Source organism: Bifidobacterium sp. LH_416, assembly GCF_056357055.1.
The window spans coordinates 1-1,216 of record NZ_JBKEVJ010000015.1; the positions used below are offsets into that span (position 1 = coordinate 1).

Sequence of the window (1,216 nt, forward strand, 5' to 3'; positions counted from 1 at the left end):
TGGATTGGCTACAATGTATTGGACGGTTCATTGAGGGACTAGGCAACGAAGGAGTTGATGGTCATGGCCGACCCGAGGCATCCGCGCAGGTTCACGGAGGAGTTCAAAAGGCAGATCGTGCAATTGTACGAGAACGGCAAGCCGCCTGTGGAGATCGAACGCGAGTACGACATCTGCCATTCCACCCTGCACCGGTGGGTGCGGGGGATCCGCAACAGCGGCTCGACCAGGGCCGCCGACAACCGGACTCCCGAGCAGAACGAGCTGATCGAACTGAGGAAACGCAACCGCCAGTTGGAGATGGAGGTCGATGTTTTAAAACAAGCGGCGCTGATATTCGCACGAAAGTAGACGTGATACGGTCCAACGCCGGCCGTTACCCGATATCAGCGCAGTGCAGGATCCTGGGCGTAGCCAAGTCCACCTACTACTGGATGCTCGAACACCCCGAGACCGAACGCGTCGACCCCCATGAGGGTGACGTGGAGCGTGTGTGGCGCGACAGCGGCAAGGTGTACGGGGCCAGGAAGATCAAGCACGCCCTCGGGCGTGAGGGCGTGACGCTGTCGCGCCGCCGCGTCAACCGGATCATGAAGGCCAAAGGCATGGCGAGCTCGTATTCCAAGGCCCGCTACAGGCCGCATCCGGCCAGGCCCAACGACGATCCGGCCCCCAACATCCTCGCCCGCGAATTCAATGGCTACGCCCCGCGCACGCACATCGCCTCCGACCTGACCTACGTGAGGGTCGGCAATTCATGGGCGTACATATGCCTGCTCATCGACCTGGCCAACCGGCAGATCGCAGGACATTCGGTCGGCGTCAGGCACGACGCGGACCTCGTATTGGCCGCGTTCGCCACGCTGCGCTTCCCGCTGGATGAGATCGAGGTGTTCCACACCGACCGCGGCGGCGAGTTCGCCGGGGAGAGGATCGAACGCATGCTCGACGTGTTCGGCATCACGCGTTCCCTTTCCAGACCAGGCAACCCGTACGACAACGCGGTGGTCGAGTCCACGAACCGGCTGATCAAGAAGGAGCTCATATACTCCAACACGTACACGAGCGTGGAGCGGCTGCGCTCGGACGTCAACCGGTACGTATGGTGGTACAACCACCAACGACTCCACTCGACCCTCAATTACATGAGCCCCGTGGAGTTCACACACCAAGGAAACACCCTCTAGAAACAGTCCAACACACCGTTGCCAATCCA

2 protein-coding genes are annotated in these 1,216 nt (G+C 61.0%); both read left to right on the forward strand.

The window, feature by feature from the left end; translation table 11 throughout:
* The first annotated feature begins 63 nt into the window (after positions 1–63).
* The gene (locus AC1AY0_RS11740) at positions 64–351 is read left to right on the forward strand and encodes a transposase (protein WP_476503936.1); all 288 of its coding nucleotides are present in this window, start codon (positions 64–66) and stop codon (positions 349–351) included.
* Positions 352–353: 2 nt separating this feature from the next.
* Positions 354–1,187: an IS3 family transposase gene (locus tag AC1AY0_RS11745; RefSeq protein ID WP_476503937.1), complete on the forward strand. Its 834-nt coding sequence runs from the start codon at positions 354–356 to the stop codon at positions 1,185–1,187.
* The last annotated feature ends 29 nt before the right edge of the window (positions 1,188–1,216 follow it).